Source organism: Streptomyces sp. JH14 (assembly GCF_029428675.1).
In the GTDB taxonomy this organism is placed as follows: Bacteria; Actinomycetota; Actinomycetes; order Streptomycetales; family Streptomycetaceae; genus Streptomyces.
The window spans coordinates 486,602-508,659 of record NZ_JAJNEL010000001.1 but is presented as its reverse complement, the minus strand read 5'-3'; the positions used below and the strand labels follow the sequence as shown (position 1 = coordinate 508,659).

General features: G+C 67.6%; 22 protein-coding genes and 2 pseudogenes. 21 read left to right on the top strand and 3 right to left on the bottom strand.

Features of this window, described 5'->3' with window-relative positions:
• Window positions 1-62: 62 nt before the first annotated feature.
• The gene (locus LRD69_RS02250) at window positions 63-812 is read right to left on the bottom strand and encodes an IclR family transcriptional regulator (protein WP_277324852.1); all 750 of its coding nucleotides are present in this window, start codon (window positions 810-812) and stop codon (window positions 63-65) included.
• Window positions 813-883: 71 nt separating this feature from the next.
• Between LRD69_RS02250 and LRD69_RS02245 the strand changes: the two genes are divergently transcribed.
• The 7 genes from LRD69_RS02245 (at window position 884) to LRD69_RS02210 (ending at window position 8,689) form a co-directional block, all read left to right on the top strand.
• Entirely contained in the window at window positions 884-1,690 is an 807-nt protein-coding gene (locus LRD69_RS02245) for a fumarylacetoacetate hydrolase family protein (protein ID WP_277324851.1), read from the top strand.
• A gap of 9 nt (window positions 1,691-1,699) precedes the next feature.
• A complete protein-coding gene (locus LRD69_RS02240) occupies window positions 1,700-2,662 on the top strand; it encodes an acetaldehyde dehydrogenase (acetylating) (protein ID WP_277324850.1) in 963 nt (320 codons plus the stop codon).
• Window positions 2,659-3,669: a 4-hydroxy-2-oxovalerate aldolase gene (dmpG, locus tag LRD69_RS02235; RefSeq protein ID WP_277324849.1), complete on the top strand. Its 1,011-nt coding sequence runs from the start codon at window positions 2,659-2,661 to the stop codon at window positions 3,667-3,669. The genes LRD69_RS02240 and dmpG overlap by 4 nt, the downstream gene beginning before the upstream one ends.
• Before the next feature lie 732 nt (window positions 3,670-4,401).
• On the top strand, window positions 4,402-5,283 hold the full coding sequence (gene sigJ, locus LRD69_RS02225; RefSeq protein ID WP_277329595.1) for an RNA polymerase sigma factor SigJ: 882 nt from the start codon (window positions 4,402-4,404) through the stop codon (window positions 5,281-5,283).
• An 831-nt stretch (window positions 5,284-6,114) separates the two neighbouring features.
• Complete coding sequence (locus LRD69_RS02220; protein ID WP_277324848.1) at window positions 6,115-6,639, top strand: cupin domain-containing protein; 525 nt, start codon at window positions 6,115-6,117, stop codon at window positions 6,637-6,639.
• Window positions 6,640-6,795: 156 nt separating this feature from the next.
• The gene (locus LRD69_RS02215) at window positions 6,796-7,641 is read left to right on the top strand and encodes an alpha/beta hydrolase (protein WP_277324847.1); all 846 of its coding nucleotides are present in this window, start codon (window positions 6,796-6,798) and stop codon (window positions 7,639-7,641) included.
• An 823-nt stretch (window positions 7,642-8,464) separates the two neighbouring features.
• A complete protein-coding gene (locus LRD69_RS02210; protein WP_277324846.1) occupies window positions 8,465-8,689 on the top strand; it encodes a hypothetical protein in 225 nt (74 codons plus the stop codon).
• Window positions 8,690-8,955: 266 nt separating this feature from the next.
• Here LRD69_RS02210 and LRD69_RS02205 read toward each other — a convergent pair whose 3' ends face one another.
• The gene (locus tag LRD69_RS02205) at window positions 8,956-9,474 is read right to left on the bottom strand and encodes a hypothetical protein (protein WP_277324845.1); all 519 of its coding nucleotides are present in this window, start codon (window positions 9,472-9,474) and stop codon (window positions 8,956-8,958) included.
• A gap of 797 nt (window positions 9,475-10,271) precedes the next feature.
• On the opposite strand from LRD69_RS02205, the gene LRD69_RS02200 reads away from it, so the two are divergent.
• Window positions 10,272-11,387 (top strand): amidohydrolase family protein, encoded by a 1,116-nt coding sequence (locus LRD69_RS02200; protein WP_277329594.1) that lies wholly within the window; start codon window positions 10,272-10,274, stop codon window positions 11,385-11,387.
• A gap of 346 nt (window positions 11,388-11,733) precedes the next feature.
• On the opposite strand, the gene LRD69_RS02195 is transcribed toward LRD69_RS02200, so the two are convergent.
• Complete coding sequence (locus tag LRD69_RS02195; RefSeq protein WP_277324844.1) at window positions 11,734-12,357, bottom strand: TetR/AcrR family transcriptional regulator; 624 nt, start codon at window positions 12,355-12,357, stop codon at window positions 11,734-11,736.
• Between the two features lie 55 nt (window positions 12,358-12,412).
• Here LRD69_RS02195 and LRD69_RS02190 point away from each other — a divergent pair, with 55 nt between their 5' ends.
• The 13 genes and pseudogenes from LRD69_RS02190 (at window position 12,413) to LRD69_RS02130 (ending at window position 21,336) form a co-directional block, all read left to right on the top strand.
• The gene (locus tag LRD69_RS02190; RefSeq protein ID WP_277324843.1) at window positions 12,413-13,135 is read left to right on the top strand and encodes a hemerythrin domain-containing protein; all 723 of its coding nucleotides are present in this window, start codon (window positions 12,413-12,415) and stop codon (window positions 13,133-13,135) included.
• Entirely contained in the window at window positions 13,132-14,109 is a 978-nt protein-coding gene (locus LRD69_RS02185) for a hypothetical protein (protein ID WP_277324842.1), read from the top strand. Before LRD69_RS02190 ends, LRD69_RS02185 begins: the two co-directional genes overlap by 4 nt.
• Before the next feature lie 149 nt (window positions 14,110-14,258).
• Window positions 14,259-14,744, top strand: a complete 486-nt coding sequence (locus LRD69_RS02180; RefSeq protein WP_277324841.1) for an Rrf2 family transcriptional regulator — start codon at window positions 14,259-14,261, stop codon at window positions 14,742-14,744.
• Window positions 14,745-14,987: 243 nt separating this feature from the next.
• Complete coding sequence (locus tag LRD69_RS02175) at window positions 14,988-15,248, top strand: hypothetical protein (RefSeq protein ID WP_277324840.1); 261 nt, start codon at window positions 14,988-14,990, stop codon at window positions 15,246-15,248.
• A gap of 86 nt (window positions 15,249-15,334) precedes the next feature.
• Window positions 15,335-15,793, top strand: coding sequence for a carboxymuconolactone decarboxylase family protein (locus LRD69_RS02170; RefSeq protein ID WP_277324839.1), 459 nt, complete (start codon window positions 15,335-15,337; stop codon window positions 15,791-15,793).
• Between the two features lie 34 nt (window positions 15,794-15,827).
• Window positions 15,828-15,950: pseudogene (locus tag LRD69_RS02165) on the top strand (twin-arginine translocase subunit TatC); the annotation flags it as partial.
• A gap of 142 nt (window positions 15,951-16,092) precedes the next feature.
• Window positions 16,093-16,686 (top strand): DUF4291 domain-containing protein, encoded by a 594-nt coding sequence (locus LRD69_RS02160; protein ID WP_277324838.1) that lies wholly within the window; start codon window positions 16,093-16,095, stop codon window positions 16,684-16,686.
• A gap of 70 nt (window positions 16,687-16,756) precedes the next feature.
• Window positions 16,757-17,327, top strand: a pseudogene (locus LRD69_RS02155) (IS5 family transposase).
• 50 nt (window positions 17,328-17,377) lie between these two features.
• Window positions 17,378-17,632 (top strand): helix-turn-helix transcriptional regulator, encoded by a 255-nt coding sequence (locus tag LRD69_RS02150; protein WP_277324837.1) that lies wholly within the window; start codon window positions 17,378-17,380, stop codon window positions 17,630-17,632.
• Between the two features lie 185 nt (window positions 17,633-17,817).
• Window positions 17,818-18,231, top strand: a complete 414-nt coding sequence (locus tag LRD69_RS02145; protein WP_277329593.1) for a CoA-binding protein — start codon at window positions 17,818-17,820, stop codon at window positions 18,229-18,231.
• A gap of 86 nt (window positions 18,232-18,317) precedes the next feature.
• The gene (locus tag LRD69_RS02140) at window positions 18,318-18,989 is read left to right on the top strand and encodes a DUF4291 domain-containing protein (protein WP_277329592.1); all 672 of its coding nucleotides are present in this window, start codon (window positions 18,318-18,320) and stop codon (window positions 18,987-18,989) included.
• A gap of 439 nt (window positions 18,990-19,428) precedes the next feature.
• Entirely contained in the window at window positions 19,429-20,307 is an 879-nt protein-coding gene (locus LRD69_RS02135) for an RNA polymerase subunit sigma (RefSeq protein ID WP_277324836.1), read from the top strand.
• 282 nt (window positions 20,308-20,589) lie between these two features.
• On the top strand, window positions 20,590-21,336 hold the full coding sequence (locus LRD69_RS02130) for a hypothetical protein (protein WP_277324835.1): 747 nt from the start codon (window positions 20,590-20,592) through the stop codon (window positions 21,334-21,336).
• Window positions 21,337-22,058: the final 722 nt, after the last annotated feature.

Sequence of the window (22,058 nt, the reverse complement as noted above, 5' to 3'; positions counted from 1 at the left end):
CACACGCCCCGGACCGTGGCCGGGTGTGACGCGAAGTGCGTCGCACCCGGCCACGGCCGGTTTCAGGGGCGCCGGCGGGCGAGGGTGGAGCCCAGGGCCGTGGCCGCGGCGCGTACGGCGTTCGCGTGGGACTCGGGGCGGAAGCGGCCGACCGGGCCGGTCACGCTGATGGCGGCGACCGCTGTCCGGCCGTCGGGCGGGAGGACCGGCGCGGCGACGCAGAGCAGGCCCGGCGTCGACTCCTCGCGTTCGTAGGCGACACCTGTCTCGACCGCCTTCACGAGCTGTCGGCGCAGCAGGCCCGGGGCGATCACGGTGTGCGGCGTGCGGCGTTCGAGCGGGGCTCTCAGCACGGCGGCCTGCTCGTCCTCCCCGGCGTAGGCCAGCAGCACCTTGCCGATCGCCGTGCAGTGCACCGGCATCCGCCCACCGGTGCGGGAGGGCGCCTTGGCCTGGCGGTGTCCGCCGATCTTGGCGACGTAGACGACCTCATGCCCCTCGCGCACGCCGAGGTGCACCGTCTCGTGGGTGCGTTCGTACAGATCCTGCAGAAACGGCATCGCCAGCTCCAGCAGGGTGCGTTCGGTGGCGGCGCGCAGACCGAGCTCGAAGAGGCCCCCGGAGAGCCGGTAGCCGTGGTCGGTCTTGTCGAGCAGCCGGTGATGGACCAGGTCCCCCGCGACGCGGTGGACGGTGCCCTTCGCCAGACCGGTACGCCGCACCAACTCGGCGAGCGGCAGCACGGAGTCGGCCGGGCCGAACGCGCGCAGGATCGCCAGTGCCTTGCCCAGGACGGTGTCGCTGTCCTCCATGGAAAAGAGCGTACCGCTGAGTGGAACGCCGACGTGGAGTTCCCCGCGCCCCATGCCGCAGATTGGACGACATGCCCCAGAACCACCCCACTGCCGACACCGACCGCATCGCCGCCGCCGCGGCCCGGCTCCGTGAGGCCGCTGCCACCGGCACCCCCGCCGCCCCCGTGCGCGACCTGATCGGCCGCGACGACGTCGAGGCCGCGTACGCCGTGCAGGAGCGGCTCGCCGCCGAGCGGATCGAGGCCGGTGCCACGGTCGTCGGCCGGAAGATCGGCCTCACCTCCACGGCCGTGCAGCAGCAGCTCGGCGTCGACCAGCCCGACTTCGGCTTCCTCTTCGACGACATGGAGTACGCCCACGGCTCGGTCGTGCCGGCCGACGCGATCCTCCAGCCGCGGGTCGAGGCCGAGATCGCCTTCGTGCTGGGGGCCGACCTCGCAGACGGACCGCTCGACCATGCCCAGGTGCGCGAAGCCATCGACCATGCCGTCGCCGCGATCGAGATCTGCGGCAGCCGGGTGGCCGACTGGGACATCAGCTTCGGTGACACGGTCGCCGACAACGCCTCGGCCGGCGGCTACGTCCTCGGCGCGCAGCGCGTCCCGCTCACCGGTTTCGACCCCGTCGCGGCCGAGATGGCCATGACCGTCGACGGCGAGACCGTCTCCACCGGCAGCGGCGCCGCCTGCCTCGGCGACCCGGTCAACGCCGTCGTCTGGCTCGCCCGCCAGGCCCGCGAACTGGGCGAGCCGCTCCGCGCGGGCCAGGTCATCCTCTCCGGTGCCCTCGGCCCGATGCGTCCCGTGACGCCGGGCGCTGCCGTTCATGCCACTGTCACCGGCCTCGGCACGGTGTCGGTCACCTTCTCCGCGTAAGGAACGACGATGAGCAAGACCAAGGTCGCCATCATCGGGTCGGGCAATATCGGAACCGACCTGATGATCAAGATCATGCGCAATGCGCAGCACCTCGAGATGGGGGTCATGGTCGGTATCGACCCGGCCTCCGACGGTCTGGCCCGCGCCGCGCGCCTCGGGTTCGAGACCACCCCCGAGGGCGTGGAGGGGCTGCTGAAGTCGCCGCAGATCGACGAGATCGGCATCGTCTTCGACGCCACCTCGGCCGGTGCGCACACGTACAACGACGAGAAGCTGCGCCCGCTCGGCATCCGCATGATCGACTTGACGCCGGCCGCGATCGGTCCGTACGTCGTCCCGGCGGTCAACCTCGAGGAGCACCTCGATGCGCCGAACGTCAACATGGTCACCTGCGGTGGCCAGGCGACGATCCCGGTCGTGGCCTCGATCAGCCGGGTCGTCCCGGTGGCGTACGCGGAGATCATTGCCTCGATCGCCTCCAAGTCGGCCGGCCCCGGCACCCGGGCCAACATCGACGAGTTCACCGAGACGACCTCCGCGGCGATCGTGCAGGTCGGGGGCGCCCAGCAGGGCAAGGCGATCATCATCCTCAACCCGGCCGAGCCGCCGCTGATGATGCGTGACACGGTCTTCGCGCTCGTCACCCTGCCCGAGGGCGAGGACGGCGAGACCGCGAAGGCGCAGATCGCCGTGTCGGTTCGCAAGATGGTCGCCGAGGTCTCGGCGTACGTGCCGGGCTACCGGATGGTCCAGGACGTCCAGATCACCGAGATCCCGGCCGACCAGCCGGTCGAGACGCTGCTGGCCGAGGGCGCGACCGCACGGCCGACCCACCAGGTGTCGGTCTTCCTCAGGGTCGAGGGCGCGGGCATGTACCTCCCGGCATATGCCGGAAACCTCGACATCATGACCTCGGCCGCGGTGCAGATGGCCGAGAAGATAGCCGCCGCGAAGGAGGCCACGAAGTGAGCACCCCGATCTTTGTACAGGACGTCACCCTCCGCGACGGAATGCACGCCGTCCGGCACCGCATCACGCCCGAGGACGTCAAGCGCATCGTCGTGGCCCTGGAGGAGGCCGGCGTCGACGCGATCGAGGTCGCGCACGGTGACGGCCTCGCCGGCGGCTCGCTCAACTACGGCCCGGGCTCGAACACCGACTGGGAGTGGATCGAGGCCGCCGCCTCGGTCCTGAAGAACGCCCGCCTCACCACTCTGCTACTGCCGGGTGTGGGTACCATCCACGAGCTGAAGCACGCCTACGACCTCGGCGTTCGCTCAGTGCGGGTGGCCACCCACTGCACCGAGGCCGACATCTCCGCGCAACACATCGCCGCCGCCCGCGAGCTGGGCATGGACGTCTCCGGCTTCCTGATGCTCTCCCACATGGCCGAGCCCGAACAGCTCGCGAAGCAGGCCAAGTTGATGGAGTCCTATGGCGCCCAGTGCGTCTACGTCACCGACTCCGGCGGCCGGCTGACGATGGACGATGTTGCCGCCCGGGTGCGCGCATACCGCGACAGCCTCGACCCGGCAACCGAGATCGGCATCCACGCCCACGAGAACCTCTCGCTCTCCGTCGCCAACTCGGTGGTCGCGGTCGAGAACGGCGTCTACCGTGTAGACGCCTCGCTCGCCGGACACGGAGCGGGCGCGGGCAACTGCCCCATCGAGGCCTTCGTCGCCGTCGCGAACCTGTCGGGCTTCAAGCACAACTGCGACCTGTTCAAACTGCAGGACGCCGCCGACGACATCGTCCGCCCCCTGCAGGACCGCCCGGTCCGGGTCGACCGCGAGACCCTCACGCTGGGCTACGCGGGTGTCTATTCCAGCTTCCTGCGGCACGCGGAGACCGCCGCGCAGCGGTACGAAGTCGACGTGCGCGACATCCTGATGGAATGCGGCCGGCGGCGACTGGTCGGCGGCCAGGAGGACATGATCGTCGACATCGCCCTCGGCCTGGCGGCCGGCCGCTGAGGTCTGCGACGGCCGGTCGGTTCACGATCGACTCCGTCGCAAGGATGTCGAGATGGCAGCCCGAGGGACCCACGGCCGGCTTCTGCGCTCCGCAGTGGCGCTCCAGCCGCCGTGGTCATCCCGACAGGGGATGACCACGGCAACGGCGCTCGTCGACCTTCGGTCGGCACCCGCCGATCAGCCGGAATTGCACCGACTGGAGAAGCGCCCCGCCCTCCGGGCGGCCACACGTATTCGTCCTTGTCGGGCTCGGGGTCGAGTTCCGGCCTGTGGTGCCTTGCCGTCATTCCATTAAGAGCATATGCTCCTAATGTGAGTAAAATGCGAAACGCCGAACTCGGAGACTTTCTCCGCACCCGACGGGCAGCCCTCTCGCCCGCGGACGCCGGGATCGCCACCCGCGATTCGCCACGCCGAGTACCGGATCTACGGCGCGATCGGTGAGCAGATGCCGGATGGGCGGCTTCCGGCGCCCGTGCGCGGTGATCGGCGCCATGGGGCGGGCCGAGGCGGCCTGGCGGAAGGCGCCGGCCGAGCAGGCCTCGCCGACGTTCGGGGGAGGCGGAAGCGCACGTTCCTGCCGTGGCGTCGTATGTGCGCAGAGCGCGCGGGCGCGACCGAACCAGGTCCCGCACGACATCAACTGTTGCTGACCAGATTCTGGATAAAAAATATCTCGATTTATGCAGGGTGCTCACCCGAGCATCGGCGAGAGCGAAGGAGGCCACGTCAATGGACGTGACGCGTATGCCCAGGCCACCTGGGGTGCTCGAGAACGAATGGGAAACCGTCCGGCCCGCCGTCTTCGGAGCGGCGTACCGCTTGCTCGGCAGCGTGGCCGATGCCGAGGACGTGACCCAGGACGTATGGCTGCGGGCAGCCGCAGCGGACCTGCGCGGCGTCCGTGACCTCCGGGCCTGGCTGCTCACGGTGGCCGCGCGACGGTCGTACGACATCCTCAAGTCCGCCCGCGCCCGCAGGGAAACCTATGTCGGGCCGTGGTTGCCGGCGCCGTTGCTGACGGGGCCGGACGCTTCGGAGCCGGTGCTGGTCGACGAATCCGTCGGGTCGGCGATGCTCCTGGTGATGGAGGAACTGAAGCCGCCGGAGCGTGTGGCCTTCATCCTCCACGATGTCTTCGGTCTCGAGTTCAGCCAGATCGCCGACGTGCTGGGCGCCTCTGCGGCGTCCGCCCGCCAGCTCGCCTCACGAGCGCGGCGGAAGGTGGCCACGGCAAAGCAGTCCACGCCCCATGCTTCCCCGGCGGAGCGCGAGCGCCTGCTCACCACCTTCCGCAACGCGTACGAAGCGGGGGATATGGCCGGTCTGGTACGCCTCCTGCATCCCGATGCCGTCTATGTCACCGACGGTGGCGGCAAGCTCGCCGCCGCACGCAAGTACATCCACGGCGGCGCGCGCATCGCCATGGTGATGGTACGCGTGGGGCGCCAGTGGCGCCCGGACAGCATTGAGGTCATCGAGGTCGGAGGCGAACCAGCGCTCCTGCTGCGTCGGGAAGGGCGGGCCGTCTCCGTGGACACGGTGGAGATCAAGGACGGCCTGGTCACCGCCTACCGCAGGGTCGTCAACCCGGACAAGCTCGCGCACTTGTGACACCTCACGCCAGGTGGGGCGCTCGAAGTGAGGCGTGCGGGCACCCTGCTCCCGGCGCCGCCGGGCCGGCGCGCCGGACGGAGCTGGACCGGCGTCCCGTGGCCGCGGTCGTAAGTCCTCCGCAGCCGTAGAACACCCCTCCGCCAGCGATCTCCTGGCCGTCACACCCGTGCCAGCCACCTCGTCTCACTGGTGTGAGCACCGAGAGAACCCTGGTCACTGCCGGGGACAGGGTCGATACGCCAGTAGCTCCGGTCCGGGCTGTGCCTGGACGGAACAGCTGGATCTCCTGACTCACATCCCAGCAACCTCAATGGCGAGGGTCGGGTGCGGTAGGTGATGCGGCGTTCCGGTAGCTGACAGCCCACCGCCGTGCCCTCGACGGGACGCCACGGCGCTTTGCACATGGGTCGTGCTCGCATGCATGCACTTCCTCCCGGAAAGAACGGAAGCTTCATGTCAGATTCGGCAGGCGGAACATCCTGGGCATGGCCGGCGTCAGCGCTGCTGCCCTGGCCGGTGCCGACATCCTCAGGGGCGGCGTCTCCAGAACGAGGCACAGTCGACCGAAGGGCTCGGAGATGTTCAGGACCCGACGTCCGCCACGCTGACGCGGTTCCAGGACCCGCTGCGCGTCCCGCCGGCGCTGCGGCCCAAGGCCCACGGGATCACGGGCTGATCCCGGATCGACGCCGTTCCGCCGGACCGAACAGCCGGGCGCTGCGCCTTCCGAGCCGGTGGGGTGCCCAGTCCCACGATGCGTCACTGCCCGCACGGGCGGCTGTGACGCCTCTCTTCCATGTCAATCGAGACCAGATTTCGAGGAGCCCCATGACCTTTTCCTTGGCCGAGCTCGACTCGCACGACCCGCACTGGAACAAGCGCGGCGCCTTCTACGTGCCGTCGGGCAAGGGCCCGACGGTGTGGGCCGCGGGCGACGTCTACACGATCAAGGCCACGGGCGCGCAGACCAATGGCGGGATGGGCTTCATCGAGGCCACGGTTCCGGCTGGCGGCGGACCCGTTCCTCACGCGCACCCCGAGCAGGAAGAGACGTTCTACATCCTCGACGGGGAGCTGGAGTTCCTCGACGGCGACCGTGTCTTTACCGCAGTCGCGGGCGACTTCATCCACATCCCCCGGGGAGTCCGCCACCGCTTCAAGAACAAGGCCAGCCACGCCGCAAGGATGATTTTCATCTTCACGCCTCCGGGCCTGGAACAGATCATCGTCGATCATGCCCTCCCCGCCAGGCCCGGAGAGGCGCCTCCGTCCGTCATCGACGACGACCAGCTCGCGCGGTTCAACACCATGGCCCGGCTGGCGAAGTCGATCGTCCTTCCAGAACCCTTCTGAATTCCATACCGCCCCCGCAGCCCGATCCGCGTTGCGGCAAACAAGGGCGCCAGGTGGTTGTCGTGCACGGAGGCATCCGCCGGCAAGGCCGGCGCTCACCTGGTCATGGCCCGACTTCCGGGCGTGTGACCGTCATCGCACACAGGAGAACCAAACATGCTCGAAGGATTCGAACACGGCTACGCCGAGGTGAACGGTACCCGGCTGCACTACGTCATCGGAGGCGAGGGCGAGCCGCTCGTCCTCATGGACGGATGGCCGCGCACCGTGCACGCTCTGCGCGAGATCCTCCCCCCGCTGGCGCAGCGCTTCCGTGTCATCGCCGTGGACTACCGTGGTCAAGGCACTTCGGACAAGCCCGCCGGCGGCTACGACAAGAAGAACATGGCCAAGGACATCTACGAACTGATCCGTGGCCTGGGCTACGAGCAGGTCAACATCGCCGGCGGGGACATCGGGGCGATGGTCGCCTACAGCTTCGCCGCGAACTACCCACACGCCACCAAGAAGCTCGCCATCTGGGAGGGAGGACCCTTCTCCCAGATATTCCTCGATGTCATCAGTCCCTTCCCCACCCCGGAAGAGCCGAACGCCTGGTGGTATCCCCTGAGTCAGGTCGACGACGACCTGCCCGTCAGGCTGCTGGCGGGACGGTTCCGGCACGTCATCGACTGGTCGACCGACCACCTGGCGCTTCACCCGGAGCGGATCGGCGAGGAAAGCCGCGCTCTGTACGCCGCGGCGTACGACGCACCCGAAGCGGTGGCCGCGGCCTTCGGCGTGTACCGGACGTTCCACCAGGACCTGGCCGACAACAACTCCTACCCGCCGCTGACCATGCCGGTCCTGGGACTCGGTGGCCAGTACGTCGCCGTGGTGCAGGCGATGATGGAAGGCAAGGCCACCGACATCCGCTACGCCACCATCGCCGACAGCGGTCACTACATCGCGGAGGAGCAGCCGGCAGCGCTTGCCGCCGAACTGGAGAAGTTCTTCGGCTGACGCCCTCGCACGCGTGGTCGCGTTGCTCTTAGGCTCAGCGACAGCGCGTGGGTGAGCAGGGTGTGCGGGATCGGAGCAAGCCAGACTGCACGTTCGATGGACTCGCAGACATGAAGCGGGCTCCTGCCACTCACTCATCAGCGTGGATGGTGGGAGTCCGCTGCCCTGCACGCAGCAACATCTCTCGGCTCGATCAAGGCCTCGAATGCCGAGGCCAGACCCGGGTTGCGTTCTGCCGCCGGCTTGCGTCCACCGCCGTGTTTGCGTACCCGCCCAGCGGCACGGCCCCGTCGGCGAACTCGGCCTGCCCACGCGAGATCTCCGACTCGGAGACCTCGGCCAGCCGCCACGACCGCGATCACGCCGTGGCCCAGGACCTCCGTCTGGGAGGCCGGATACAGGCGCCGTTGTCGCTCGTCGAGGTGCGGCAGCAGGACCGCGAACTTCGCGTCCAGGATGCTCAAGGTCTCGTCCGATATGGCCATGGCAGCCCATCTACCGTGCCGCACAACGAAGTTGTGCCGAAACCGGCAGTCGTTCATTGACGGCTTCTGAACCGCTTCCAGTTCGTCGCCGACCACCAGCGCCGCTACGGCGTGAAGCGGCTGTGCAGCATCCTCGGCGTCGCCCGCTCCAGCTACAACTGCTGGTGCCGGACAGCTGCGGACTGGGCTACGTGCCGGGGGCTGCTGCCAGGCTCGCCGCCCGGATACGAGTCGTGCATCGTGAATCGGAGGGCACCTACGGTGTTCCCAGGACCACCACTGAGCTCCGATGGAGGTGAACGCGTCAACTACTGCGGATCGCGCGCGTCATGCGGAGCATGAGGCTTGCAGGAGTACGACTGCGTCGCAGGCATTGCACCACGGTCGCCGACCCGCCGAGGGCGAAGGCCCCGGACCTGATCGGCGGCGACTTCACCGTGACCGAGCCGCACACGAAGTACGTCGGCGACTTCACCTGTCTCCCGCTGGAGCACTACTTGGCGACCGTCGTCGACCTTGCTTCGCGCCGCCTGGTCGGCCGGTGGTCGCCGCGTGCAGGCTGACGTCTCGGGGTCACGGTCTCACAGTGCTCGTCATCACCTGTTCAAATGGTGATGACGAGCACTCGTCAAGAAGGTGATAACCCCCGCCTTCGAGGGCTGGCTGTGTCCGCAAAAGACATCCGTCCTCGTTTACCGGCCGCCAGTTCACCCGGTGGCGACGGGAGACAGCAGGCCGGCCGCAGGCCGGTGGCCCCAGGCGGTGACCACAATCCGGCCGGCTCCCGGAGACCCGGCCGATCCGGCTTCCGCTGCCGGTTCTTTCATGATCAACCGTTCATGTGGACGGTGAAGTGCCTCTCGGTGGCACCGGCGGGAATGGTGCGAACGAAGCCCGAGGCCTTGCTGTACTTGCCCGATCCGCCGGTAATGCCGACGTCGACGTAGGACGGGGCGGGCAGGTGCAGCAGCGCCTGCCCGGCGAACTGCCCCTCAGGCAGGGAGAAGGTACCCAGGCACTGCAGCGCCGTCGGATTGACGTGGCTGATGGTGCAGATCGCGCTGTGATCGCCGACCTTCTTGCCGTCGCGATAGAGGTCCTCGTGGACGATGCGCTCGTCACCGATGCTGGCGCCCTTCTGGCCCAGATCTATTTCTGCGCTTGCGGTCTGCTTGCCGACCAGCTCGAAGATTTCGGACCGGTGCTTCGCCGTGGGAGCACTGATGGAAGTCGACGTGTCCGCCGAGGCCCACGGCGCAAGAGTGATGCCGCCGGCGAGTGCCGTGGCCACCCCCGCGGCCGCACTCAGATAACGCACCTTATTGGTCTTAAATATATTCAGCATCATGTCGCTCCATTCGGTGGCGAGTCGATGCGGTAGCGACAGAAGGGGCTACCCTTCGGCCCCGATGGATAGGGCCGGCTTCGATCGACTCGCGTAACAACCCTCGTTCGGGTAGACGCTTTTGACGGTTGCACACACATTCGTCACCTGTCAAACAGGTGACGAATTGGCTTGGGCTCCCGGCCGTCCGGTGAGATTCGTGAAGCCTCGGGCCCGACAGCAAGGGCAAGCCTTCGAGCGGCCTTCGGGGTGACCGGCCGCGGTCGCGCACTCCGGGCGCGACATCGGACCGGCCGCCCGGGGTGCGAACCGGCAGGCCCGGACAGGAATGTCCACCCTTGCCGGCGCCCATTTAGGAGCAGCTACTCCTAAGTGTAACGCAGGCCGCGACGCCTGCCATTTTCCGAGCCAACTCCCGGTGATCACCGGTGGTCGCAGCAGTCCCCGCCCCGGCCCGACCGGCAAGATCACGATCTACCGGTGGAGTGCTGCCGGCGGAAACGCCGCAGATCTGGGCTGTCACACCCGTGTGGGCCATCTCGTCTACCTGACGCGAGTCGAACCCCGCTGACGGGCCGCGGCCGGACCTTCGAAGTGGGTGTACATGCCCCGGGTCTTTACGGAGCAAAGGCGCAGGTTGGCGGGTCGGCCAGGCCGGAGCAGCCGCAGATCTCCACCGCCCGGGACTTGCTGAAGCACCGCGTGACACACGCTTTCCGATTGGAGACATGCCGATGAATTCCTTTGCTATACACGCCGGTTCGATGTTCGACGGATTCAGCCTGTCGGGCCCCGCCACTGTGCACGTCTTGGGGGACCGCATTGTGCGCGTGGACCGCACCGGGGCACTGCCCGCCGACGGCAGCGCGGTCATCGACCTCGGCCGCTCGGCCTGCCTGCTGCCCGGACTCATCGACACCCACGTCCACCTTGCCTTCGACGCCGGCCCCGACCCCGTGACGTCCTTGGCCTCCGCCTCCGACAGCGACCTGCTGGTGCACATGCGGGCTGCGGCCCGGTCCGCTCTGCTGGCCGGCATCACCACCGTGCGCGACCTCGGTGACCCCGGCTACCTCTCGCTGACCCTCGTGGAGGAGATGGCCGGGCACCCGGAGCAGGGCCCGGAAATTCTGGCTGCCGGACCTCCGCTGACCACGCGGGGCGGCCACTGCCACTTCTTCGGCGGTGAGGTCGAGGGCGCCGAAGCGCTTCGTGCGGCCGTCCGCGAGCATCACGCCCGCGGCTGTGCCGTCATCAAGATCATGGCCAGTGGCGGCCATATGACACCCGATTCGGTGGCGCCGCACGCGTCACAGTACGGCTTGGAGGACCTGCGTGTCGTCGTGGACGAAGCACACCGCCTCGGGCTGCCGGTGGCTGCCCACGCTCACGGCATCCAGGCCATCAGGGACGCAGTCGAAGCGGGCGTCGACAGCTTGGAGCACGTCTCCTTCCTCTCCGCTGACGGCATCGCCCCGGACCCCGATCTCATCGACACCATCGTGAGGAAGGGAACCTTCGTCAGCCTGACGCTGGGCCAGGACCCCGGAGTAGCCCTGCAACTGTCCGAGGACATGGCCGTGTTTGTCAATGCTCTCTTGGATACCTACAGCAGCCTGCACAAGCACGGCGCCAAGGTCGTCATCGGCACGGACGCCGGTATCGGTCCCGCGAAGCCTCACAACGTCCTCCCTCACGGCGTGGCCGACCTGGCCCGGCTGGGCGCCGCACCGCTGGACGCGCTCATTTCCATGACCAGCTCGGCGGCCCGCCTGTGTCGTGTGGAGGGCCGCAAGGGCCGGATCGCCGCAGGCGCCGACGCCGACATTCTGGTCGTCACCGGTAACCCCGCGGATGACCCTGCAGCCATCCTTGACGTACAGGCAGTCTTCCGCGCCGGTATCCGCGTGCGGTGAGCTGACGGTCTTCCGCTGGGCCTCGCGCTACAACACCCGCCGACGACACTCGGCGAACGGACAGTGGGCACCGCGCCATGCCGATCGGCGACAAACACGGCGCAGCGACCGCCGTTCGGGCTCCACACCGAGCAGATCCACGGCAGTTCCTTGACCGTGCCGCGGGGCAAAAGCCGCTACGCCTGGATGTATCGCAGCCGGCCGTCGGCGCAACATCTCGCGCCTTCAGCCGGATCGACGGAGGGACGTCCTGCGGTATCGCCGCACCGCCGCTATGGCGAGCCCGAAGGACTTCCGCGTCCCGGTCGAGCCTCATCGCGCCATGCCCGCATCACGCCTGTCAGGCTCAGGACTCCTTCAGCAGTGCCTGGCAGGCGGACTGGGCGATCCAGGCCTGGGCGCGATCGAACGGCCAAGCGCGTTCGCCGACGAGCGTGATCCAGGCGTGCGGGCCCAGATAGAACAAGAGCAGGTCAATGGCCTCCGCAGGACTCACATCGGCGCGAAGCGCGTCGAGCGCCACGAGGCGGTCGGCCACACGGGTCAGGGCCTGGACGTAGTCATCCGCCCCCCGGTCCAGAACCGCTTGGACGGCGGGTTCGCCGGGCGGATTCCGATAGAAAAGCCCGTACACGAGCTCCCAGTGGCGTTCATGCGTGAGCCGGGTGCCCTCGGCGGTCAGCTCGACCACGGTGCGTGGGTCGTCGCTGGCCTCGACCGCGGCAAGGTTGTCGGCAATGGCCGGGTCCGTGAGGGCCGGCTCCAGCAAAGCCGTCAAGATTTTCGGCTTGTTTCCCACACTGCTGTACACGGTGGGCACGGCAACCTTTCCGGCCTCCGCGATCTCTCCGATGGTCACCCCGGCGTACCCGCGGGCCATGAAGAGGGTATGCGCGCTACTCAGGATGGCTTCGCGCGTGGCGGCCGCCGAGTTGGTACGACGGGGCGAGTTGTACTTCCGGCTGGTCACCGGCGCATTGTACCTCCTCTCCGGTAAGTCACTATATTGACAATAGGAGTCTATTATGAATATGGTCTACTACATGACGGATCTTTCCAATGAGCCCATCGCGGTCCTCGAGACCCGACTCGCCCATGGTGTCCACCGAGTGGCCACCACCCTGCTGGCGGAGGCGGCGGTTCGCCCGTCGGTGCCGCTGAGAGCGCTGGCGCAGCTGCGCGACTTCCTCGTTGTGAACCTGCGCCATCACCACGAGAGCGAGGATGAGGACCTGTGGCCGCGGATTGTCGCGGCGGTGCCGGCTACCGCGCTCGCGCTTGATGAGCTGAGCGGGGAACACGAGCGACTGGACGAGGCGCTCGACCGGCTTGCTGCCGTCGCGGTAAGCGATGACGGGACCGACGACAGCTCCGGCGAAACTGCCGGTTCGGGAGCCGGTCAGGGTAAGGGCGGCACGGGTGACGGAGTCCGGGATGCGCTCCACCGAGCGGCTGTCGCGGTACGCGACACGGTGCACGGTCACCTGGTCCATGAAGAGCCGATCCTTTTCCCTGCGCTGCGCGACCACATCAGTCCCGCGGAATGGGCGGAATTCTCGCAGCAGGTAATCGCCACCACGCCGCCCGTGGCCGGGCATCTCATGATCGGATTCCTCCACGAGGTGGGTACGCCTGCGGAGGTTGAACTCATGCTCGCGGCCCTGCCAGAGCCGGTCCGCCCGCTCATCCCCGCGATGCGCCAGCAGGCAACAGAAGACCTGCAGGTCCTGCGCGGGACCGGCTCGTGACCCCGGCCCGCGTCAGATGGCCGGACGCGGCGGATCCCGCCATCAGGGGCGACCTCACCGTCGCGGTCGCGTATATCACCCCGGCCGGGGGCGCAGTGGTCACCAGCGTCTCTCCGGTAGGCCTCGGAGACCGGGAGGCAGGTCGCGTCAGCTTCACCACATCGCTCGGCTTCCCGAAGAAGCTGGAGCGCATCCTGCGGAACCCGCACGTGTCACTCGCGTACCACACGCGGGAGCACGGTTTCGCCGCGACCAACTCATACGTACTCGCGCAGGGCACCGCGTCGGTCGACTTGCAGCCGTCACCGCAGCGCCTCGCGGAACTGAGGCAGGCCTCAGAGCCGTTCCTCGGGGAGACCAAGCGCGGGCCGATCTGGGACTGGCTGCTGCGCGAGTATCACCAAGAGCGCGTTTTTGTCGACGTCGACATCCAGCGTGTCGCCGTCTGGCCCGACCTGACGGCCCGCGGCACGGTGACGGTCACGGGTGCCGACTGGCCGGAGATGGCGACCGGGCAGAAGCCGCCGAAAAACGGTACAGGTCCGCGCGTCGACGTCTCCGCGGTCGCTCGCCGGATCGGCGGACTGCCGCACCGGGTTCTGGCCTACCAGGGCGCAGACGGCCTTCCTGTCATTGTCCCGGTAGCGGTCAGCGGGCACGACGACACAGGGCTGCACCTCGACGTACCGCCGGGACTGCTGCCGCCGGGAGGGCGAAGGGCCGGTTTCCTCGCCCACGCCTTCCAACCGCAGTGCATCGGACTCGGCATGCGAACCCTCACCGGCTGGCTGACCGTCACCGATGAAGGCGCCCTCTACGCCCCACACACATCCAAGGGCCTGGCCGCGCCACCGTACAAGACCCTCCTGACAGTTTCGAACGGCCTGCTGGCCAAGCACGGGCTATGGCGCGCCCGTCGCGACGGCACCGCCGAATGCCTGCAGCAACTCGCCGCTCGCGACCCAGTGAACTGACCCGGTCGCCCCCCGGAGTGACCCGGTGGGGCGGGGGCGACGTCGACGGCGTCGCCCGCCTCGGAATCCATCTGCTGACGGGGCGGCGGGGTGCCCTGCAACGGCAACCGGCCTTTGACGCGCGCTAATTGGATATTTACTATCCAGATATGCGGACGAGTAAGGGTGTCGAGTGGGCAGTGCACATGCTGCTCAACCTGGCGTGGCTGGGCGACGGGGAGCCGGTTACGACTGCACAGCTGGCCGCTGGTCATGACTTGTCGCCGTCCTATCTGAATAAGCAGCTGCAGCACCTGGTCAAGGCCGGCCTGCTCGAGTCGGTGCCGGGCGCGCGAGGCGGCTTTCGGCTGGCCCGGCCACTCGAGGCGGTGTCCATGCTGGACGTGGTGCTCGCCATCGAGGGAGACGAGCCCGTGTTCCGCTGCGCCGAGATCCGCCGGTGCGGCTCCATCGGGGAGCGGGTGCCGGAGAGCGGCTTCAGTCGGCCGTGCGCGGTGAACAGTGCCATGGCGCGGGCCGAGGTGGCCTGGCGGAGAGCGCTGGCCGAGCAGAGTCTCGCCGATGTGCAGGCGACGGCTGTGGCGCACGCACCGGCCTTGGCGTCGTACGTGAAGCGAGGCATGGGGCGCGACTGATCCCATTTCTGCAGTGTGTGACCGCGCAGTCTCGCCACATTTCACGCGGATCGCCGAAGTGCTGGGCGCCTCCGCGCTGGTCGCCCGCCGGCTCGCCTCGCGGGCGCGGCGGAAGGTGGCCAAGGCGAGGCAGGCTACGCCGCAGGCGTCCCGGGCGGGGCAGGAGCGGCTGCTCGCAGCGTTCCGCGCCGCCTATGGGCCGGAGACCTGGCTGGACTGGTACGGCTCCTCCATCCGGAGGCCGTGTACGTCACCGACGGCGGCGGTGAGATCTTCACGGCGCGCAAGCTCGTCCACGGCGGTGCGCGCATCGCCGAGCTGATGGTGGGGGTGGGCCTCCGGTGGCGTCCGGACCGCATCGACCTCGTCGAGGTCGGCGACGGGCCGGCGCTCCTGCACCGCCGGGCAGGCCGGGTCTTCTCCGTGGACACAGTGGAGATCAAGGACCGTCCGAACTCCGCGTACCGCAGGGTCCTCAACCCGGAGAAGACCGCGCTCGTCTGAGCCGTCACCGGACCGGAACGTCGCCGTGCGAGACGGCGAACTCTCGACAAGGCTTACCTGACAGGCAACACCAAGAGGAGTGACCCATGACCGAGCAGCAGCGCGTCAACATCGGAAAGCAGCACCCGGCCAGCTACAAGGCCCTTCTCGCCCTGTCCGTGTCGGTGGAGGAGAGCGCCGCCGCGGCGGGCCTCGACCCGCTCCTGGTCGAACTGCTGAAGCTCCGCACGTCCCAGATCAACGGCTGCGCGTTCTGCCTCCGGATGCACACGCGTGACGCCGTCAAGAAGGGCGAGAACCCGGACCGGATCGCGGTGCTGCCCGCGTGGGAGGAATCCGGCTACTTCTCCGAGACCGATCGAGCCGCCCTGCGTCTGACCGAGGCGATCGCGCACGTGTCGGAGGGGCACGTGGGCGACGCGGACTACGACGCCGCCGCAGCCGTGCTCTCCGCGGACCAGGTCTCGGCGGTCGCCTGGCTGGCGACGGTGATGAACGCGTTCAACCGAGTCGCGATCACCAGTCGGTACCGGGTCGCCGGATGATCCCGCCGCCGGCCTCCCGGGCGGGCCCGACTGGATCTCGCCCTGCAGACTCGCGCTGAAAGTGGCGATTACCGCCGGAGTCGTCGCCGCGAGCCCCGCGTGGCTCCACCAACTGTGGGCCTTCCTCGCGCCGGGACTGCACCGTAGGGAGAACCGGGACTGCACCGTAGAGCGCAAGGCCGCGCACTTCCTCGCCTTCGTCGGCATCGCCGCCACCCTTATCTGCTATCGCAGGCTGGGCGGCCTCGCACCGCGGTAATTCGATGGCGCGCGCGGAACAGCGTGCCCACTCTGGTCCCGTGGCAGAACCCAAATATCAGATTCGAGTCCTGCACACGGACTCCACGGTCACCGTCTACCAGGCGTACGCCCAGGAGATTGGCCTGCCGGCGGCCCGGGAGGGCCGTTTCCCGGAGGTGTGGAAGCGGGACCGGATGACATGGATCAAGCCGTCGTTCCTGTGGATGATGTACCGCTGCGGGTGGGGCGCCAAAGAAGGCCAGGAGACCGTCCTGGCTGTCGAGATCTCGCGTGAAGGCTTCGAGTGGGCACTGGAACACGCTTGCCTGTCCCACTACGAGCATGGCCTCCATGCCGACCGTGCCACGTGGAAGCGCCAATTGAAGTGGGCTCCGGCCCGAGTGCAATGGGACCCAGAACGCGACCTGCACCTTCAGCCGCTTGCCCACCGGTCGCTCCAGCTCGGTCTCGTCGGCGAGGCCGCACGCCTCTACGCCGATGAGTGGACCGTCTCTATCACCGACATCACATCGCTCGCCCACACCGTCCACGCGCATGTACAGGACGGAGACCTGGACGCCGCACGGCAACTCCTGCCCCGTGAACGTCCCTACCCCGTGAACGAAGGGGACCTGGCTCATCTACACCGATGAGCTCATCTGTCAATTGAGGTGATCTCTAAGACGGTGTCCTGCATGGTGAGGCTGGGTAGTGCTCCTCAACATGGGTCAGGGGACGTGGAGTTGGATTGTTCCGGACGGGCTGTGGGAGATCGCCAGGCCGTTGATTCCGGCGGATCGGGTGCGGCCGCAGGGCGGCGGAAGGGGGCGAACACACAGGTTCGAGCCCCGTGGATCGGGGCAAGCCGGGTTCCAAGATGCACGTCCTGTCGGACGCGAACGGCCTGCCCCTCATCGTCGGTCTCTCCGCCGCCAACGTCCACGACAACCTCGCGCTGAAACTCATGGTCGAGGGTCATCAAACGAGACATGACCCCTACCGCGGACGCTACTTCAAGCCACAACGCCTTCACGCCGACAAGGCCTACGACATCCCTCACCTACGGCGATGGCTCTGGGGCAAGCACATCGGGGTCCGCATCGCCCGCAAGGGTGTCGAGTCCAGCGAACGATTAGGGCGCCGCAGATGGGTGATCGAACGGACGACGTCGTGGCTGACGGGCTACCGCAGACTCAGCCCCCGTTACGAGCGCCAACCCGCCAACTACCTGGCCTTTCTCGGCCTCGCCGCAGCCCTCTGCTGCTACAAACGGCTCCTCGAACTCACCATGTAGGACACCGTCCTAGAGTCCGCCCGATCAGCAGCCGCGCCCGTACTGTGTCGGTGAGAGACGAGCTGTCGCAGCGGGAAGAGCAGGTCCTCGACTTCATCGCCGAGGGCCTGACACACGCTCAAACTGCCCGGGGTCTGGGGATCAGCCAGCACACCGTCGACACGTACGTGAAGCGTATCCGCAGCAAGCTGGGAGCGGGCAACAAGGCGGAGTTGGCCCGCCTTGCCATGTCACGGTGGCCCTCGGGGACTTCCACCCCCAATCAATCGCCCATGCTGGGCGCACCACAGCGAGCAGCCGGATGACTACCCCCGCTGCTCCTGTCGAGCGGTGGGTGCCCAAGGCGGTGAGCTATTGCATACAGTATTCAAATTGGCTAACGTCTGCTCATGCGACTGACGAAGTCCACGGGCCTGGCGCTCCCGATGATCAAGCGGTTGGCGGTAACTGGTGCGGAACTCACCACCGCACGGCGGTGCCAGGCATGACGATTTTTGGCGATGACGCGACAATAGGGCGGATTCTCACCGCAACCGGAGACACCTGGGCAGTGGTGGGCCTGTCCGAAAACCCCGAACGGGCCGCTTACCGCGTGGCCGAGAAGCTGCGGCGCATCGGCAAGAGGGTGGTGCCCGTGCACCCAACGGCTGAGACGGTGCACGGTGAGCAGGGCTACGCTTCCCTTGCGGAGATTCCTTTCCCGGTGGATGTGGTGGACGTGTTCGTCAACTCGGCCCTCGCCGGAGACATCGCCGACCAGGCTGTGGCGATCGGCGCCAAGGCGGTCTGGTTCCAGGTGGGCGTCATAGACGAGGCCGCCTACGACAGGACTCGCGAGGCCGGACTGCTGATGGTGATGGACCGCTCCCCGGGACGGGAGATACCCCGGCTGGGGCTGGGCTGACGCCTCCCCGCCGGCCGCTGCGAGATCACGCATCGCTCACGTTCCCAGGATCGGGAGTCAAGGTGCGGCGCGCCGGTCCGCTCAACATGCCGGGAGTGGCGTGGGGGCCCTCGACGGTGGCTCTCGACTTGGGCGGGCGCAGCAAGCGGTTCGGCCGTCCCCTCATCACCCGGACTTTGCAATCGCCCTGCCCCCGGTGCACGCCACGGCATTTACCACGCCCCAGGCGCGCACCGAACGTGCGCTGGACGCTGACCTGCAGGTATGTGGGCAGAACGAGAAAGGGCTACGAACGATGCTTGACGTGGATCAAGCCGTCGTTCCTGTGGATGATGTACCGCTGCGGGTGGGGCGCCAAAGAAGGCCAGGAGACCGTCCTGGCTGTCGAGATCTCGCGTGAAGGCTTCGAGTGGGCACTGGAACACGCTTGCCTGTCCCACTACGAGCATGGCCTCCATGCCGACCGTGCCACGTGGAAGCGCCAATTGAAGTGGGCTCCGGCCCGAGTGCAATGGGACCCAGAACGCGACCTGCACCTTCAGCCGCTTGCCCACCGGTCGCTCCAGCTCGGTCTCGTCGGCGAGGCCGCACGCCTCTACGCCGATGAGTGGACCGTCTCTATCACCGACATCACATCGCTCGCCCACACCGTCCACGCGCATGTACAGGACGGAGGCCTGGACGCCGCACGGCAACTCCTGCCCCGTGAACGTCCCTACCCCGTGAACGAAGGGGACCTGGCTCATCTACACCGATGAGCTCATCTGTCAATTGAGATGATCTCTTAGGCCTGCCTACCGTGAAGTGCACGCGGCTGAGCTGTCACACCCGTGTGCGTTACCTCGTCTCCCTAACGAGCCGCGGACGGTAAACAACGAGACGCCTGCCGAGGAATCCAACCACCGCAGTGGTGGATGGCAGAGGGAGCCCGTCGCAGCGCCCCTGCATCCGCGGCGGGAGTCGACGTCGCTGCGGTGCGCTGTCCACCCGCGCAGTATCTCCACGGTGCTGTGGTGCTGCTGCTCCACCCACGCGTAGTCACCCCGCGCGAGGCGTCACTGAGGGGCGAACAGCAGTCCCTGCAGCGCAGACGGGCGCGATGAGGGCTCCTGCGGTCGTCGCGCCGCCTCCTGCACTTTGCCGAGGTCCAAGTATGAGGCCGCGTTCTGCGGTCCTGTATGAGAGGAAGGATGCCGTATGGATGATGCCAGTGACATGATGCCGATCGCGGAGCTGCTTGACGAGCGGCGGCATCTTCTCGATGTCGCCCGCTGGTTGCTGGGCAGCAGCAACGAGGCGGAGAACGTGATCGAGGAGATCTACCGCCAGTGGTACGAGCTGCCGGAAACCGCGCGCGCGGACATCGCCTCGCCCCGCGCGTGGCTGGCGAAGACCGTGGCCGACATCTGCCTGGCCAGGCCGGCCCGGACCGAAGGACCCCACGAAGCCGGTCTCGCGCCGACGCTGGTCAAGCCCACTGACCCCACGCTGGACGACGAGGTCACTCAGGTCCTGCTGAGTGCCCTGCAAGCGCTTCCGCCGGCCGAGCGGGCGGCGTTCGTCCTCACCGATGTCGTCAGGGCGGCGCACGAAACAGTCACCGACGCCGTCGACCGTGCGGAGCCCGAGTACATGGAACATATGGACCACCTATGTTGCTCGCTCCCGGAAGCGCGGTCTCGTCCGGCGACGCTCCGGCAACATGACACGGTTGTCCGTGCTCTTCGGGCGGCGTGCGTTGCAGAGGACGCCGTGTTGCTCGAGTCCTTGCTCTGCCCGAATGCCACGGCCGTCTTCGACGGCGGCGGCAAAGTCCGGACGCGGGTGCGATCGGTGCGCGGTCGTCAGCAGGTCGCACGCAGCCTCCTGACGGTGCTCGGCCCGCATCCGCGCACCACGGTGGCTGCCCAGTCCGTCAACGGCCGTACAGGAATAGTGGTTCGCTACGACCAGCGGGTGGTCGCGGTGATCAGCCTCGACGTCGCCGGCGACCGTGTGACGCACGTATGGGCCGTTCTCAACCCGGACAAACTGCGACGATGGAACCAACCCATCGACCGCACCACCCCCTTGTGACAGCGCCGTTCCCGTCCGCCCTTCGGCGGCTCAGCAGCCCGTCGTACTGCGGGACTCGCAGAAGAATGTCGGACCTCCGGTCTGTCACACAAGCCCGCTCCGCCTCGTCTCCCTCATGGAACGCGAACGGCGGCGGAAAAAGCCCACCCCATCGGTTAGTGATCTTTCGCCCTGACGGACAACGACACTGAGGGCAGACGGGGCCCGACCCGCAGCGACGAGAGCCCATCCCTCAGTAGCACAACTGCAAACCCGGACATGTGAAGAGAACGGAGTGCAAGCATGACGACAGCGCTTGACCGATATTTCGAGATCGTGGATTCAGCCGACAGCAGCCACTCCGGCTTGGACGACCTTCGTGAGCTCTTCGCCGAGAACGTGCTGCTGATGCACAGCGGGGAGATGGTCCAGGGCCAGGAACTGGCCGTGGAATTCCATCGGGCGCAAGCGGCCAAGTGGAAGGAGTCCCGGCACCATTGGACGACTTCCGAGGAAGCCGACGGATCCATCACCGGCAGTTGGAGCCAGGCCGGTCTGGACCTGCGGGGCAACGGAAGCTCCGGAAGCGGGCACGTCGCCGTAACTCTGGACGCGAATGGACAGATCTCCCGGCTCCACCTGAGTCTGACCGGTGGATCGGATCACGCCCGGGTGCTCATAGCCAAGCACCTGGACGTCTGGATGATCCCGGACCCCGCCGAGCGCGCCAAGGCGATGGAGGAGATCTATGCGGAGAACATCACGCTCATGGAGCCTGATGACGTCTTCGTGGGGCGAGACGCCATCAACGACTACATCGACGTTGTGCAGCGCAAGGCACCGCCCCTGTACGGCCGGCTCGTGAGCCACTTCCAGAACAAGGAATTCATCCACTGGACCTGGGACTTCGGTTTCCCGGGCGACAAGTCGGCGCTGGGATCGGAGACTCTTCAGCTCAATGGAAACCTGATCGAGAAGGTCATCATCTTCAGCACAGACATGGACATCGTCATCGAGGGCACGCGGCAAGCGCACGACCATGCATTTTGAGCGGCGTCGCCACTCGGGTCAGTGCCGTCACCGACCCGGGATGATCCCCAGCGCGGTCCCCTCTCTGCCGAGTAGCAGGGGTGGTGGACGGCACGAGGGAGTGATAGGCGCCGCGACTCTCAGGCCCGAATGCGGCGGCATCTGAAAGGTGCCTTCTGATCCAAGGGCCATCCGCACCGATGTGGGTCTGATGGCGGGTCGTCTCGGCGGAGCCGGACATCTCACGAATCCAGGCCGTGCTGGAGCGGCGGACGCATCGACCTTCGTCGGCGCGGCCACTGGCCCTGCGTGCGATTGAGGCGGCGCATGCAGGGCCGTGATGCTGACGTGGCGATTGTGGGGTCTGGTTGCTCCGCTACGCCGTCCCGCGTTCGAGGAGCGCAATGATGAGCCCTCCTCAACATCGCCCTCCCTGCCCGGTCGACGTGGCACCGCCGTCTCCAGCGTGAAGCTGTTCGCCGGCGCGGCCACCGAATGTTCCACGGCTTCCGGCTCACCGGCGACCTCGGCCATCGGTGGATCCCAGCCGGTCACCGTCACCGCGACCCAGCTCGCGGGCAACGCGGCCGATCCCGTACCGCCACCGAGCGGCTCAACGGCGGCATCCACACCGCCCTGCCCGCGGCGACCGCAGCCTTTTCCAGCGCCCTGCACGTCGTGCTCCGGCTCGGCCGTCCTCGCCCTGATCACCGTCCCCGTCCTGCTGCGCACCGTGGTCGCAG